The sequence below is a fragment of the Paenibacillus sp. SYP-B3998 genome, assembly GCF_010820665.1.
Taxonomy (GTDB): Bacteria; Bacillota; Bacilli; order Paenibacillales; family NBRC-103111; genus Paenibacillus_E.
The window spans coordinates 1-15740 of the sequence record NZ_JAAIKC010000023.1 but is presented as its reverse complement, the minus strand read 5'-3'; the positions used below and the strand labels follow the sequence as shown (position 1 = coordinate 15740).

The following is a 15740-nucleotide window of genomic DNA, read 5'->3' as shown; positions in this document are numbered from 1 at the left end:
ATGAACTGGAATTCTACAGATTCAACGACACCTTGGGTGTTCGCGCACAGAGGCTCTTCAGCGGAAGCGCCAGAGAATACGATGGCTGCATTTCTGCTTGCTGTGGAGCAGAAATGCGATGTGATTGAGTTGGATATTCATCTCACGCGTGATGATCAAGTCATCGTGTGCCATGATGAAACACTAGGCCGAACGACGAATGGTTCTGGCCGGATAGGGGAGTTGACGCTTGAGGAAATTAAACGAGTCGATGCCGGCTCTTGGTTTGGTCAAGCTTTTGCGGGTGAAACGGTACCGCTGCTTGAGGAAGTACTCAAACAAGTGCCAAAGTCTATCGGATTAAATATTGAGCTCAAGCAAACTTATGACGGCCGTATCGTGGACCCTGTCATTAATTTACTGCGTGAGTATGAACAGTCCCAATCGGTTCTGTTCTCCTCGTATGACCACAAGCTCTTATATCAAATGAAGGAAAAAGCGCCGGAAAGCCGTGTTAGCCTTGTATATGATGCCAAGCCTGTGAATCCGCTGCGACTGATTGAAGATTTTGGTTTGGATGTTTTCTCCGTGTCTCTGCACGACTGTATGGTGGATGCAGAGGATGTTGCAACCATTCGCCGGAGCGGTAGACACGTTATCGTGTGGACTGTGAATGAGGAATTGGCGATGCGTCAAATGCTAGACTGCGGTGTTTCAGGGATTATTACAGACTACCCGGATGCTTTACGCAGGTTGATTCGGATTTAGTCTCTTATGGATCATAAACGTTCTGTCGGTTATGATCTTTTTCAATACTAGAAAAACGACTTGGTGATTGAATCCAGTCGTTTTTTTGTCGTAAATGCATGAAATAAGTTGTAAATTGTTGTAAAATAACACCTAGTAAACTAAAAAGTAGCTGGGGTGGATTCAAGTGATTAAAAATATTCAAAGCTCATCGGCAAATACGTTTATTTATTATTTAGCATTTTCATTTTTCTTTCTTAGTGTAATTGCGCTTTTTGGGGCCTTTTCAGATGTTTCCTTTATCGTCTCTTTTGCCTTTTCTGGCGTGTTTTTTACTATTTATGATTCTTCGTCAAAAAAGAACGGTTATATGCTATTTCTTGGCGTATTATTTGTAATAACAATTCCACAAATATTAAAAATGGACACCATTCATGATTTTATAAGCTGGGCGTTAAAAACGCTTAGTTCGATCTCAGTGGGGTATCTAAATGTGAGTTCGGCTTCTATTGGCAATGCGCTGACGATTGCCAGCTTAGGGCTTGTCTTGTACAGTCTATGGAAAAAGAACGAAGAGCTTAAAGAAGTAAAGGAAGAAAATAAAGAAGCGAAGGAAGAAATTATTGACTTAAAACAAAGCATTATTAATCAAGAAGACTGGGACAAGCGTTTTGAACAAATCAATGAGCTGGAGGATGAGGAGGAGAAAATCAGAGCGTTAACGGAAATCATAAACACGGAGAAAAATAAGGCTAATTTAGTAAGAGCATATACGGCGCGGGGAAATATATATAGAAAGAAAAGTATTTTTTCAAACGCCTTAGCTGATTTGAACAAAGCAATGGAGCTAAATCCGGAGAGTGCTACCGTTTATAATAATCAAGGCATCCTTTATAAAGCAATGGAAAAACCTATGGAAGCTTTAACGGCGTATACAAGGGCAATCGAGTTAAGTCCGAACTACGCCATGGCCTATAATAACCGAGGAAATATTTTGAAAGACATGCAGAAAAGAGAAGAAGCGATAGCAGATTACAACAAAGCTATACAATTAAAACCAGACTATGCCATGGCCTTTAATAATCGGGGACTTGTTATGGCAGAAATGAAGCACCATCAAGAGGCCTCATCAGACTATAATATGGCAATCGAACTAAACCCAGATTATGCATTGGCTTATTATAACCGTGGAAATCTTATGAAAGAAACCGGAAAACAAGCAGAAGCATTACTAGACTATACCAAGGCAATCGAGCTAGACCCAAGATACGCCATGGCCTATAACAATCGAGGAAATCTTTTAAGAGATACTGGAAAGCAAAAAGAAGCGTTATTAGACTATGACAAGGCAGTAGAGTTAGAGCCTGATTACGCTTTGGCCTATAATAACCGAGGAAATCTTTTAAAAGATAATGGAAAGCAAGAAGAAGCCTTATTAGATTATGATAAGGCAATAGAGTTAGAGCCTGATTACGCCTTGACATATAATAATCGAGGCAACCTCTTGAGAAAAATTGGGAAAAAAGAAGAGGCCTTATCTGATTATTCCCAAGCCATTCACATAGACTCTGAGTATGCTTTGGCTTATAGAAACCGAGGTCATCTGTTTATTGAAATGGGCGAAAGGGAAAAGGCTTTTGCGGATTATACGCAAGCTATCGAACTAAAGCCAAGTTACAAGACTCAGTTGAAATCTGTATTAACTAATTTACAATTGGCGATTGACGAAGCTGCTGCTGGTAAGGATTAGCCAAGTAACCTTGACAGCACGAAAGAGGTTGAAAATAATAAAAAGGGTTATCTGTATCGGTCCAGATAACCCTTTTCGCGTTCGCGATGAAATCCAAGGGTATTTGTTCAGTCCTCCGATACCAGCGGGCCGTTTTGAGGAGCTTTTCTTGGTCTCGACGAACTTATAAGAATAGTAAGAAACGAGCCCCTACTCAGTTGAGTTGAGGCTCGTTGTTTTAGTTAGCGATGAATTCTTGAACCCATTCGTTATTATAATAACCTACACCAATCTTGGTGTAATTAGGACTAAGAATGTTTTGTCGATGCCCAGTGCTGTTCATCCATGCGTTCATTACAGCTTGGGGAGTTTGTTGCCCCATGGCAATATTTTCGCCAGCATAGCTATATTGAATCCCATAGGAAGTCATCATGTTAAATGGCGATCCGAATGTGGGTGAGGTATGGTCAAAGTAATGGTTGTTGTACATGTCTTTCGCTTTATCCAATGCCATTGCAGAAAGTGATTTGTCAGTAGCTAGCGGCTTAAGACCAGCATTAGTACGCTCTTGATTGACCAAACTAATCACTTGGTCGGCATAAGTTGCTTGACTAATCGCAGGTGCTGTGTTAGTTAAAGTATTGCCCGGAACTTGCAAAATCATACCAGGCCAGATGTTATTCGGATTGGTAACTTGCGGATTTTGTCTAATTAATGCGCTAAGGGCTATGCCTTGTTTTTGTGAAATGCTCCACATGGTATCTTGGCCTTTAACTGTATAAGAAGCGGCCGAGGCATTAGCGGCTCCAGCGTATGCGACCATACCCAGAATAAGCAAACTAGATAACGCAGTTTTTTTGAAATGCATGTGTGAATCCTCCCTTTTTAGTGGCCTACGAGGTTAGCTGACGGATTCGGGTCAAAAAGTAATCACCCTACCAAGCGGACTTGGCTTCACCCCTACAAATGGTTCCCCCGCGCTTCATGAAGAAGCTTTGGCCTTGAAACAAACTCAGAAAGATGGTTGCAACCTTCTAGGCTTCTGAGTTGTTCTATTCTAGCATAGGTGCGCTAGAAAGTGCTTCCCGCAATTTTTGCCAGCAGGATCGAAGGAAGGAATCGTTAAGACCCAGGAAGACTCAATGAAGACTCCATAAACGCCCTCTAACTCGGCTTATGCTGCCAGTTGGAGGGCGTTTGGGTTAAACGACAAATTTATATCCGACACCCCAGACGGTTTTGATATGTTGGGGTTCTTTTGGATTTACTTCAATTTTTTTTCGTAAATTCGTTATATGAACGTCGATGGCTCTATCATTGATGTAAGATTCATAACCTCTTAAAGCATTTATGAGTTCTTCTCTTCGAAAAACGCGCTGGGGATGCTCATACAATAGTCGCATTAGCTCAAACTCGGAGAACGTCATCTCAATGGATTCCCCCCGGACAAAGAGCATTCTCGTTTCTAGATTGATATTCAAGTTGATAGGCTGCGGTGCGCTAGAAGGAGATGCGTTTACAAATTCCTCGGCAGCCGATTGCTTGGCTCTGCGTAGGATGGCGAGTATTCGGGCTTTTAATTCATGCATGCTGAAAGGCTTGCATAAGTAATCGTCAGCTCCGACCGTGAAAGCTTCGATCTTTTCGCTGACCTTGGCATTGCTGGATATAATAATGATCGGTACCTCAGTCACTTTACGAAGGGTATTGCATAGGTTGGTACCTTCAAAATCGGGGAGCATTAAATCGAGTAAAATAAGATGAGGTTCAAATTCATTGAGCGCTGAGACACCATCCTGGCCATTGTGGGTTCGCAGCACTTCGAAGCCTTCTTCGGATAAATACATACAGATCATTTCGCCGATGATATCATCGTCCTCGATTAATAGAACTTTTACCATACAGATTCCCCCAAAATAGTTCTTAGTAATCAATTATTAGTTCTATTAAAAGCGCAAACGCTAACATTTTACTCATAAATTCATTATACTGTGTCGATTTTTAAGAGTAAATCTCTAAAATCGCGATCTAGTAAATATTTCATAAAATAATTGTTAGCAAATTATTAGTTTGGCTAGTTAGAAGAATTAATAGATTTACAGGTAGATGCCTAATAATTGGAAAGTATGATAGAAGTAACTTTATAGATAGGCATAAAATTCGATGAGCTGGTGAGGGAAAAATGACAATATGTGAATTTTATCGAAGTCAGTTGGTGCTTATTTTTAATGAATTAGAACCAGGATGGAGCGAACTGGAAACCTATGATTTTGGCTATCAGTGGACCAGGCAGGTGAATAGCTACCTAGAAACGCTCCGAATTGTACAACTCGGGGATACGCATCCTTTTGTCATGTATACGATCACACTGCCGGAAGATTTTAAGCAGACGAATATTTTTGATATGGCCTATCAGTATAAAAGCCAATATGAGCTGTCCTTGCTGCTGCATCATTCCAAGCTGCAATTATCCATGAGCAAGAATTGTAGTGAGTTAGATGAGAGCATGGCGGGGTTTTTGTTCCGTTCACGAGCTGAACTTTTTGACATCATAGATTTCTCTGTGTATGGCTGATTCAATTACAATTTTAACAAAACATAAAAAGTAGGGTGGAAATCGTGAAAATGCTAATCTGTACACCAGTTGGAGCTGGACGTTGATGGATTCCATGGATCATTATGGCGTATTAATTGTTGGTGATTCGAGAGATACGAGGCAACCGGTTAAGGCTATATTTGAGCAGGATGCACAGTTTGTTGTTACGGGAATCGTCAAAGATGGTCAAACGGCTCTGGATGATATCGTGGCATGCAGGCCCGATTTGGTTGTTATTGATTTGACCTTATTGGACATGTCCGAAATGACAGGTAAGGATGGCCATATTTCGATTTTTTCTATGATCACTCATTGTCCTGTACCCGTAGTTGTACTCAGTACGAACACGCCTGAGGGCTCCATGCAGACGATTCAAGCCATGCGAATAGGTGCGGCAGATTATTTTCATAAGGAGACGCTGTTTCAACGACCAGCGAGCGCTTCCATGACGGTACACTTTATGCAGCGTTGTAAAATGGTTATCCAAATTGGGGTTCGAAGCATTGATGGTCAGGTTGCCAATGACCAGTTTCATAAGCGAATGGTGCTGGAAACTCATTTGCGAAGAGCTGTCGCGAATGAAGAGTTTCATCTTGTTTATCAACCTGTAGTTGATTCCACTTCGGGGCGGATTGTCGGCTTGGAAAGCCTAATCCGTTGGAATAATGCTCAGCTTGGGCGTGTTTCTCCAGCAGAATTCATCCCTGTAGCGGAAGAAACGGGACTCATTCATGAGATTGGGGAATGGGTGTTGAAGGAAGCCTGCAAGCAGAATAAGAAATGGCAGGATGCTGGGTTGCCTAAATTGTCCGTTGCCGTTAATTTATCCAGCCGTCAGTTTAATGATTCAAGATTAAGCGGGATGATTCAAAATATATTGGAGGAGACAGGACTGTCGCCGCAATATTTGGAACTGGAGATTACCGAGAGTATGAGTATGGATGTCAAAGCGGCATCGACTACCTTGTATGAATTGAAGAAATTGGGGGTACAGGTGGCGATGGATGATTTCGGGACAGGCTATAGCTCACTGGGTTACCTAAAAGATTTCCCTATCGATAAGATGAAGATTGATCAATCTTTTATTAAGGGATTGAAACAAAGTCAAGTGAATGCAGCCATTGTTCATACGATGATTACGATGGCTCATAATTTGAATCTGCTGGTTGTCGCCGAGGGCGTGGAAACAGAGGAAGAACTGCAAGTTGTTAGAGCATGCGGATGCCGATTGGTTCAAGGCTATTATTTCAGTCCTCCTTCCAATGCGGAGCAGATTGGAGAACTTTTGCAGTCCTACGTATGCTCAACGCTTGCGTAGAATCTAAGAATAATAGTGACATTACTAGAGGGACATCGTAAGATACAGAAGTAATCTAAATTGAAGAACCATATAGGCTGGTGATTGTCCTGCTGCGTGATTTAATAACCAACTTCTCGATCATTACGATTTTTGTCTTGTTTGTTGAACAATTTTTTATACGAAAGAATACGGACACCAAGCCCATTTGGCTGCATAAGGTGTACGTTGGTGTTGCCCATGGCATACTGGTTAACTGTCTCATGTTATTCAGCGTTCAGATGGATGAACATGTCAGTCTGAATTTCAGGGGCGTTGGTTTGCTGCTTTCCGCATATTTAGGAGGGACGCTTTCGTTAGTGATTACGTTTGTTCTTTTATGGACAGGCCGACTTTGGATAGAGGGTGGGATTCAAATCCCTCAGCTGCTCATTGGTCTCGTAGCGTTGCTAGGAACCAGTTATATGTTTGCCAAAACGCGTTCATACTGGCTGAAATGGCTTTATGGAGGCGCATTTTTCTATGTGTTTTACTACGCTGTGATCTGGTTGTTGTATGGAACGTCTTTGAAAATTATTGGCATCTACATCTTTTACCAGTCCTGCTGCTTGTTTCTAATTGCTTTGTATTTAAAATATTTGCTGCGAACCCGAAATTACAAACATATGGTTTATCAAATGGAACGAGAAATGATAGGCATGCTGAGGCTGCAGCCTGGATTCACATTTAAGTTCCAAAAGCATCGAGATGACTACGTCTATGTGCTGATTGAAGGGCAATTGTTAGAGCAGTTAGGATTAATACCTAACGATTTCATAGGCAAGAGGACGGATGAAGTCGCCTTTTATTCCGAAACGTTAGCCGTGTTCCTGAAAGAGCGCTATGCTCAAGCGTGGGAAGGTGAACGAATCACTTATGAAGCGCTGTATGGTTCATACAACGTGCTCGTGACGCTGCAGCCGATTTTACAAGATGGTGAAGTGATAGAAGTGATTGGCTCCGCTGTTGATATGACGGAACATAAGGCGGCTGAATTCAAAATCAGGGAGCGGGAAGAGCAGTATCGTACACTGGTCGAGAACTCTGATGATTTTATTCTTGGTTTTGACGCCAAAGGTATCGTTACTTCGGTAAATCAAAAATTATGTCAAACGCTGCAGCTCCGCTCCGACCAACTGGTGGGACGCCCGTTTGCCCCGATGCTGACCTTAGATGACGCGGATTTATGGGAGCAAGCATTCGAGCATACGATTGCGCTACACAAAGCCCAAAGATTCGAAATGAGCATGATCCTTCCCGATGACAGCGAAAGCACGTTTAATGTGACCTTATCTCCCTTCTATAGTGTAACTGAGGAGATAGCTGGCGTTATCGCAACAATCCATGATATTACCGATCTCAAGAAGAGAGAGGAAGCAGACGAAGCAAACTGGGCGAAGAGTCAGTTCCTAGCGAGAATGAGCCATGAAATCAGAACGCCTTTGAATGGGATCATTGGACTCTCTCTGCTGATGCAAAAAACGGAGCTATCCGACATTCAGAAAGATTACCTGAACAAGATTGAATCTTCCTCCAATGCGCTGTTAGGGACGATTAATGATATCTTGGATTTCTCCAAAATTGAAGCAGGTAAGATTACATTGGAGAAAGTAGATTTCTCCTTGGAGGAATCATTGCGACGAGTAGCTGATCTTTCCAGCTTTTCTTTTGGGAAGAAGCAGATCGATATGATCATTGAAACGTCGGATGATTTGCCCCATTTTGTGAACGGTGATGCGTTTCGCTTGGAGCAGGTCTTGATTAATTTGGCCAATAATGCGATTAAGTTCACAGAGCATGGCTATATTCGTATCTGTGTCGGACTAGAAGCTTATATGGAAGAGCATGTGCTGATCTCCTTTGCTATCGAAGATACCGGTATCGGTTTATCTAGAGAACAATTGTCGAAGCTGTTCTCACCGTTCACCCAAGCGGACAGTTCCACGAGTCGGAAGTACGGGGGAACAGGATTAGGGCTGGTCATCTGCCAGCATTTGATACAATCGATGGGCGGTATTTTGAAGGTAGATAGCAAACGCGGAGAAGGCAGTCGCTTTTACTTTAACGTAATGTTTGAGCAAAGTCGGCAAGAAGCGGCAGGCGAGCAGGAGCTTGTGCAGTTTGCGGAGGGGAACCATCACGTGCTACTCGCTGAGGATCATCCGCTGGTTCGTGAGCATTTGGCAAATACGTTACAGGCATTTCAACTTCAGGTGAAGACGGTTTCGTCTGCCTCGGAACTCTGTGAAGTCTTAGATGGGACACATGCAAACGGTTACCCAGAGGTGGATTTTCTGATCGTCGATATGGAAATCGATCAGATGAAAGAACCTCCCGTATGGAATCGGGTGATGAGTACTTTAAACCGAGACAAGACAAGAGTTGTCGCAGTAACAACCGTATTCGGTCGAGAAGAGATGGAGCATTTTCCTTATGAGCTGCGGGCCGATGCTGTATTAATGAAGCCGATTAGCAGGCTCAACCTACATCAAACTTTACATATGTTGATTCAAAATGAAAATCGGAATGCTCAGCAGCCGATTCAGCTAGATCAGAAATCGACTAGTGCGCAGGCTGACCCCAAAGGTTATATTTTGGTTGCAGAAGATAATGAAATTAATCAGTTGGTTATTTCACATTTGTTGGAACAGCTTGGCTATCATGTGACGATGGCTAAGAATGGTCATGAGGTTCTGGAACAGATTGATCAGCATACGTGGACGCTTGTTCTTATGGATCTTCATATGCCGGATATGGATGGTTACGAAGCAACGAAAAAGCTTCGCCAAAATAAGCGATATAACCGAATTCCTATCGTTACGCTAACGGCTAATGTCTTAATGCAGGATATCGATCGGTGCTTGAAGTTGGGTATGAACGATATTTTAATTAAGCCGGTCGATGATGTACGCTTGGAGCAAATGATTAATAAATGGAAGAATCTTAAATGGTTGTACGAGATTAAGGGCATCGACACAGCGCAAGTCTTGAAAAATGTGGACGATAAAATTCATATTTTTCAATATATGGTGAACAAGTTCAAGCAGGATTACAGTTCTTTCTCAGCGCAAGTTAACACTGCCCTGGATCAACAAGAGATCGCATTAGTCCGACGGATGGTCCATACGTTAAGGGGGATCGCTGCTAATTTCTATGCAGAGTCATTGTTGGAAATCGTTCGAATGTTGGATACGGAGTTAGAACTAGCGAACAATGAAAAGAACATGGACCGCTGGAGACAAAGCGCAGCTAAGATTCAAGTAGAGATTGACCGCATCATTCATGCGGTAGAAATGATTTAATTCAAAGAAAAAGCACACCGTTTTGGTGTGCTTTTTCTTTGAATCGTAGATACTCATTAGATACTAAACAATCTGATTTTCTCTTTGAGCTCCATCGTCTGGAGGTTAAGGACTTCCGCGGAAGCGGCAATTTCTTGCATAAAGGCGGTTTGTTCTTGGGTCGCAGAAGCAGCTAGCAGCGCTTTATCCGATATTAGCTGCGAGAGGTTGGCAATTTCCTGCCCTTTCGCTTCTGAAATATCAATGATTTCAGCTTGATGAGTAGCTGTATTTGCAATCAAGCTTACCGCGCTTGCCGTTTCATGGACGGAGGCTCCTATTTGCTGCATGGCGGAACCCGCTTTCTCGCCTTTTTGAAGCTCATCTTGTATATGTTGAACTTGGAATTTCAGCTTTTGTTCCATTTTTTGAACCTGGGATTGAATGTCCTTGATGAGCGTATCGATATTTTGGACGGCATGATTGCTTTGTTCAGCTAGTTTTCGTATTTCCACCGCCACAACAGAGAAACCAACACCTTCTTGACCTGCGCGGGCTGCTTCGATACTCGCATTCAAAGCGAGCAGATGGGTTTGATCCGCAATTTCTCCGACCCACTTCGAAACTTTTCTAATTTCTGATGTTCCTGCATTCAACTTATCTGCTAGCGCGATAGATTCCTGACTGATGGTGGAGAGATCCGAAACCCCATTCAGCAATGACCGAATACTTGTACCGCCCTCTTCAATGGCGACCACCATTTGCTGTGAGAGAATATGGACGTCTGCTGCTTTACCGTTCATCTCAACGGCTGCTCGCGCCGCTGATTCAATAGCATCCAAACAATCCTTGGACTGCTGCTCTTGCTGATGTGTACTTGTTGAAATATGATCCGTACTAAGTGAGATTTGTTCAGCTTGCTTGGCTGCATGCGCAATTGCGCTGTTTAAAGAAGCTGAGCTTTGTTCGGCCACGGAGACGTGAGTGGTGATATCGATAATCATGTCTCGAAGCTGACGAACCATACTTTGGAATGAAGTATTCAGATTGCCGAGCTCGTCATTGGATGGATGATCGGGAATCACGATATCCAAATGTCCAAGTGCCGCCTCATCTGCTAATTTAGCTAACCGAATTAATGGTTTAACAATCCACCTAGCCATGAACCATCCCAACAAGCCAGTCCAGAATACGCCTAAGCTGAGGGTGCCGATTGTAAATAACCAACTGGGAAGGACGCTTAACACTTCGTCTTTAATATAAAGGATGAAAATTGCGCTCGTCCCATAGGTGACAATAGAAACCGTAATAATGCCGATGACGATTTTTTGAACCAATCCGATACGCATAACTGAGTTTCAACCCCTCGTTGGTTATTCATTCGTAGGTGATCTTTTTGTTCGCTAAAGCGGAGAATTGTCCTTGAGAAAGGTTTTTGCTAACTGCTCCGCATGTGAATCTCTGGAGGCATCCTGATAATCCTCTAAGATGTCTATTTCATACTCTTCACCCGGTTTGTAGGCTCTGAAAATGGCTTGCTCTTTATTTTCTAAGCGCACATCGTGTCCGCAATCTTTTAAGCATTGTTCAAAATCGAGCAGGGAGGGAGTTTGATTTTCTTCTAGGAAGATAACGCCCCTGAGAAGCTTGACGCCTTCCTTACGAATGAGTTTAAAGCGAATAATATGTTCCTTTTTCATGGATAAGCACTTCCCTTATCGTTACTTTTTAACTATTTATTCTATTGTAATGAATCTTGGAGGAGTAAGGCTGTGATATTTGTTACAGCGGAATGCGGAAGAATGTGCTTCAAGGGAGGGGAGACTGCTGGGACCTGTTTAGAGAGATCGGCAGAAACGGCTTTCGCTTATGTCTTATTCGGTATATATTAAATGAAAGTGTGTGTAAAAGGAGCTTCTATGCGTACAATGATCGATCAGCCAAACGGTATTTTTCCATCTGTATGCTCACTGGATTGTCCAGATCAGTGCGGCCTGCTGCTTCATAAAGAAGACGGGAAAATCGTGAAAATAGAGGGAGATCCCTCTCATCCCGTCACACAAGGGAACATTTGTAACAAAGTTCGCAACATGACAGCTCGCATCTATGACGCCAAGCGCCTCCAGTATCCACTTAAGCGTGTGGGCCCAAAAGGGGAGAATCACTTTGAACGTATCTCTTGGGAGGAAGCGATAACGACCATTACTTCTAGCTGGAAAAAACTCATCGCCGAGGAAGGCTCGGAATCAATCATGCCATACAGCTTTTATGGCAACATGGGACGGATAGGGACAGAAGGAATGGACCGTCGATTTTTCAATCGGATGGGGGCTAGTCGGTTGCTGTACACAATCTGTCAATCGGCGGGAACCGAGGGTTACAATTACACAATGGGCGGCAGCTTTGGCATTGATCCAGAAGACACCGTCGACTCCAAGCTAATTATCATGTGGGGTATCAATGCGGTTAGTACGAACATGCATCAAGTGGTTCTCGCAGAGAAAGCGCGTAAGAATGGCGCACAGATCGTCGTCATTGATGTTCATAAAAATCAAACTGGCCGTTGGGCCGACTGGTTTATTCCCATTTTGCCAGGTACGGATGCGGCGCTTGCCCTTGGTCTCATGCATATTCTATTCGCAGAAAATAGCGTGGATGAAGATTTCCTTCAGCAATATACCGTAGGGCATGAAGAGCTTCGAGAGCATGTAAAGCAATACAATCCGTCGGTCGTTTCAACCATTACAGGGGTTCCTGTCGATGACATTTATCGCTTAGCGCGTATGTATGGGGAAACGACGCCTTCCTTCATACGTATTGGCAATGGACCGCAGCATCATGACAACGGTGGCATGTGTGTAAGGACAATATCTTGTCTGCCGGCATTAACGGGGCAATGGCTGCATAAGGGCGGAGGCGCGATTAAAGGAAACGGCGGCTATCTGGATCATAACGCAGCTGCGCTGCAGCGGCCTGATTTACTGACCAAACCAACTCGCCAAATTAACATGAACCTGCTCGGGAGCGCCTTACTTGAGCTAGATCCTCCGATTCGTTCTATGTATGTGTATAACTCGAATCCCGCAGTTGTGGCTCCTCATGCCAATAAAGTGAGAGAAGGGCTTCTTCGGGAGGATTTGTTTACGGTCGTTCATGACCTGTTTCTGACGGAAACGGCATTGTTTGCCGACATTGTTCTGCCTGCTACGTCCTCCTTTGAAAATACGGATTTCTACCGTTCCTATTGGCATCATTATGTGCAAATCCAACAGCCAGTCATTGCGCCTTACGAGGAGAGTAAATCAAATGTAGACGTATTTCGTTTGTTGGCTAAAGCAATGGACTATGAGGAACAGGAGCTTCGAGATACGGATGAAGAGATGATTCGTCAAGCGTTAGATCATCCCGTCAATCCGAATCTCGATGGGATTACGTACGAGGGGTTGGTAGAAACGCAGTATGCTAAGGCCAGAACGAAGCCACTCTTTCCAGGTCGTCTAAAGACGCCAAGCGGCAAGATTGAGCTATACTCCGAGACACTGGCTAGCAAGGGCTTTTCGCCACTACCAACCTATACGCCACTTGTGGATGATGGGGATTTTCCTTTTCTTTTCATCCCTGCACCGAATCATAATTTCTTAAATTCGACATTTTCTAACAATGAGAAGCACGTGCGGATGGAAAAAATGCCTAGGCTTCATATGAACACAGCCGATGCAGCGCTACTAGGCTTAGCAAGCGGAGACTATGCTAGATTGTGGAATGAGCGCGGCGAATGCGAGCTTGTCGTCTCCGTGGGGGCGGATGTGCTACCTGGGGTCGTTGTCAGTCAAGGACTTTGGGCGGATTCGCCGGGAAGCCAAGTCCTCGTTAACGCGCTTACACCCGACCGTGTAGCTGATATGGGAGGAGGGGCGACGTTCTTTTCTGGTCGCGTCCAGGTCGAAAAGTTGAATTCCTCATCTTAAGATGAGTGTTGAGGAATTAGATCGCCTTTTTCTTCTGTGACTAAGAGAAGAAGGTTATGTAGTATTAATAAACGATATCCTAATGTCGAAAAATAGCGTATTATTTTATATGCGCTTTACGAATCTATTGTACGATTAACTACATAGATAACTAACAGCAAGGTACAAATAGAGATGAGGGATATCATGCGCATACGGTTGCCAAGAATGACTGTAGGCAAGAAATTATTCACCAGTTTTATCATCGTTTTGATGCTAACTGGTAGTGTAGGTTGGATGAGCCTTACGAATATGAGGTTGATTCAGAATAAAAGTGAAGAGATTAGTAAAACATGGATGCCAGGCGTGGAGGCTGTGAACGCAATTAGTTATTTAACTGAGCTTGTACACTCGCTGGATATGCAGTTGTTTATTCTGACCGACAAGGTGCAGATTCAGACCACGGAAACACAAGCAATTGCGGGAATTAACAATATAGACGAGCAGCTTAAACAATTCGAGGGGACACTGACAGACGAGCAGGAGAAGCGGAATTTTGACGCATTCAAAACCCAGTGGGATACATATAAAGGCTACCATGAGAAGTTCGTTCAATTAAGTAAGGAAGTTAATTTGAGCAAGGGATCGGGTCAAAGAGATAAGGAAGTACAGGCATTACTGGTCGATTCCAATAAAGCGTTTTTCAATTTGCAGAAATATGTGGACGTCCTTGTTCAAATCAAGCATGAAGGCGCAACAGCAGCATCTGAAACTAGCTCTGTTATTTATAAATCGGGCCAGATGACTATGCTATATGTACTGGCTTTTGCTGTGCTTGTTGGGCTAAGTCTCGCTTTTCTGATTACTTATAACATTTCCAAACCTGTACGGCTTGTGTCCGGCGCCTTACAAGCTGTGTCGTTGGGCAGCTTGGCCGATCGCGATGTGAAAGTGAGGAATAAAGACGAGATCGGCGAGCTGGTCGGTTCATTAAACCGGATGAAATCGAATGTGCGAGATATTTTACATCAAATTAAGGACGCTTCTTTGTTAGTTGCGGATTCTTCGAAGGAACTGCTTGCGCATGCGGAGCAAACCTCCCAAGCGTCAATCGAAGTCGTGGAAGTGATGCAAAAAGTAGCAAGCGGAGCCGACATTCAAGTGCAGAATTATGAGGATACGCATACGGCAATGACCGAAATGTCGATCGGGGTTCAACGCATCGCTGAAGTCTCATCGGATGTGTCGGACATTTCAATGGAAGCTTTTCGCGAAGCGAAGCAAGGCGAGACTGATCTTCAAGCGCTTATTACGAATATGAATGGCATGAGCGATACGGTTAGAAGGGCGAATACCGTGATTCAGAATTTAGAGAGTCATTCTCAGGAAATCAACAATATGATTGGTTTGATGGGCGGCATCGCGAAGCAAACGAACCTGCTTGCTTTGAATGCGGCAATTGAAGCAGCACGAGCAGGAGAAGCTGGCAAAGGTTTTACGGTGGTGGCAGGTGAAGTGCGCAAGCTATCGGAGCAGTCCACACAGTTTGCCAACCGAATTACGGACTTAATCGGACAAGTACTTAACAATACCGAAATTGCTGTCCTAACGATGCAGGCGTGTTTACAGGAAGTGGACTCTGGCAAAGGGATGGCTCATACGGCCGAAGCATCGTTCCATCGCATCTTCGTTGCGTCAGAGAAAGTTGTCGTTCGCATCCAAGAGGTTGCTGCCGCGGCGCAACAAATGGCGGCCACCTCCGAGGAAGTAGCCGCTTCTGTAGCGGAGACAAGCTCGCATGCGAAGAATTCATCCTCATACGCGCAGCATGTGGTAGATACCTCCCAGCAACAGCTGGCGTCATTGACTGATATCACTTCATCAGCTGGTAAGCTCAATCATATTGCGGAAGATTTGCGTACATCAATTGGTAAATTTCAGCTTTAGACGGACAAACCCGCATCCGCCTGTTTATTGAATACGTTTGTAGACACAAAAGAGCTTGTCCCAAAAGTAACAATTAAAGATGTGCGGGACAAATCCAAGCGTTAAAAAAGTTAATAGTTAAACGGAAAAGGAGCTAAGCGGCTTGTATGTGCTTAGCTCCTTTGTTTTTGGCGTCCAC

General features: G+C 43.7%; 11 protein-coding genes and 1 riboswitch. Of the genes, 7 read left to right on the top strand and 4 right to left on the bottom strand.

What is annotated here, in order from left to right; all coding sequences use genetic code 11:
• Positions 1-747, top strand: a complete 747-nt coding sequence (locus GK047_RS27910) for a glycerophosphodiester phosphodiesterase (RefSeq protein ID WP_163953884.1) — start codon at positions 1-3, stop codon at positions 745-747.
• Positions 748-913: 166 nt separating this feature from the next.
• On the top strand, positions 914-2476 hold the full coding sequence (locus GK047_RS27905; protein WP_163953882.1) for a tetratricopeptide repeat protein: 1563 nt from the start codon (positions 914-916) through the stop codon (positions 2474-2476).
• Between the two features lie 217 nt (positions 2477-2693).
• On the opposite strand, the gene GK047_RS27900 is transcribed toward GK047_RS27905, so the two are convergent.
• Both GK047_RS27900 and GK047_RS27895 read right to left on the bottom strand, forming a co-directional pair.
• Complete coding sequence (locus GK047_RS27900) at positions 2694-3323, bottom strand: CAP domain-containing protein (protein WP_163953881.1); 630 nt, start codon at positions 3321-3323, stop codon at positions 2694-2696.
• A gap of 7 nt (positions 3324-3330) precedes the next feature.
• A riboswitch (cyclic di-AMP (ydaO/yuaA leader) is annotated at positions 3331-3466 on the bottom strand.
• 191 nt (positions 3467-3657) lie between these two features.
• Positions 3658-4356: a response regulator transcription factor gene (locus GK047_RS27895; protein WP_163953879.1), complete on the bottom strand. Its 699-nt coding sequence runs from the start codon at positions 4354-4356 to the stop codon at positions 3658-3660.
• 281 nt (positions 4357-4637) lie between these two features.
• Between GK047_RS27895 and GK047_RS27890 the strand changes: the two genes are divergently transcribed.
• The 3 genes from GK047_RS27890 to GK047_RS27880 all read left to right on the top strand — a co-directional run bounded on the left by GK047_RS27890 (position 4638) and on the right by GK047_RS27880 (position 9689).
• The gene (locus GK047_RS27890) at positions 4638-5030 is read left to right on the top strand and encodes a hypothetical protein (protein ID WP_163953877.1); all 393 of its coding nucleotides are present in this window, start codon (positions 4638-4640) and stop codon (positions 5028-5030) included.
• Positions 5031-5115: 85 nt separating this feature from the next.
• Positions 5116-6369, top strand: coding sequence for a GGDEF/EAL domain-containing response regulator (locus GK047_RS27885; protein WP_163953875.1), 1254 nt, complete (start codon positions 5116-5118; stop codon positions 6367-6369).
• An 80-nt stretch (positions 6370-6449) separates the two neighbouring features.
• Positions 6450-9689, top strand: a complete 3240-nt coding sequence (locus GK047_RS27880) for a response regulator (RefSeq protein ID WP_163953873.1) — start codon at positions 6450-6452, stop codon at positions 9687-9689.
• Between the two features lie 56 nt (positions 9690-9745).
• Here the strand turns inward: GK047_RS27880 and GK047_RS27875 are convergent, their stop codons facing one another.
• Both GK047_RS27875 and GK047_RS27870 read right to left on the bottom strand, forming a co-directional pair.
• Positions 9746-11017, bottom strand: a complete 1272-nt coding sequence (locus GK047_RS27875; RefSeq protein WP_163953872.1) for a methyl-accepting chemotaxis protein — start codon at positions 11015-11017, stop codon at positions 9746-9748.
• A gap of 54 nt (positions 11018-11071) precedes the next feature.
• Complete coding sequence (locus GK047_RS27870; protein ID WP_163953870.1) at positions 11072-11368, bottom strand: hypothetical protein; 297 nt, start codon at positions 11366-11368, stop codon at positions 11072-11074.
• A gap of 219 nt (positions 11369-11587) precedes the next feature.
• Here GK047_RS27870 and GK047_RS27865 point away from each other — a divergent pair, with 219 nt between their 5' ends.
• Together GK047_RS27865 and GK047_RS27860 are read left to right on the top strand one after the other, a co-directional pair.
• The gene (locus tag GK047_RS27865) at positions 11588-13636 is read left to right on the top strand and encodes a molybdopterin oxidoreductase family protein (RefSeq protein WP_163953868.1); all 2049 of its coding nucleotides are present in this window, start codon (positions 11588-11590) and stop codon (positions 13634-13636) included.
• A gap of 186 nt (positions 13637-13822) precedes the next feature.
• Positions 13823-15562: a methyl-accepting chemotaxis protein gene (locus GK047_RS27860; protein ID WP_163953866.1), complete on the top strand. Its 1740-nt coding sequence runs from the start codon at positions 13823-13825 to the stop codon at positions 15560-15562.
• Positions 15563-15740 lie beyond the last annotated feature (178 nt).